General features: G+C 45.6%; 1 protein-coding gene. It reads left to right on the forward strand.

All coding sequences use genetic code 11. The features are described from left to right. Positions 1-461 (forward strand): MFS transporter (locus A3763_RS05770; protein ID WP_156494946.1); only part of this gene is annotated, 461 nt, incomplete at both ends.

A 461-nucleotide genomic window follows, 5' to 3' on the forward strand; every position in this document is an offset into this window, starting at 1 on the left:
CTGGAATGTAAATAAAGAAAATCTGACAAACGGTGTCCAAGAGCTTGATAAGTACCACTTTAAGCAAGTTGCGATTCTAGACTGGTCTTACTTCGTTACCTTCGGTTCAGAACTAGCGGTTGTATCAATGTTGCCTCTATTCTTCTTGGAAACTTTTGAAAGTCTTGATCCTGTCAAAGCGGGCCTATTGGCTTCAGGCTTTGCCTTCATGAACTTGGTTGCACGCCCAACTGGCGGTTGGTTCTCTGATCACATTGGTCGTCGTAAAGCTCTAATGTTCTTGATTGGTGGTTTGGCATGTGGCTACTTTGTATTGAGCCAGGTTGATTCATCTTGGTGGATCCCCGCTGCTGTGATTGCAACCATGTGCTGTTCGTTCTTTGTTCAGGCTGGTGAAGGTGCGGTATTTGCGGTAGTTCCACTGATCAAACGTCGTATGACAGGTCAGATTGCAGGTATGG

The organism is Oleiphilus sp. HI0128 (assembly GCF_001635365.1).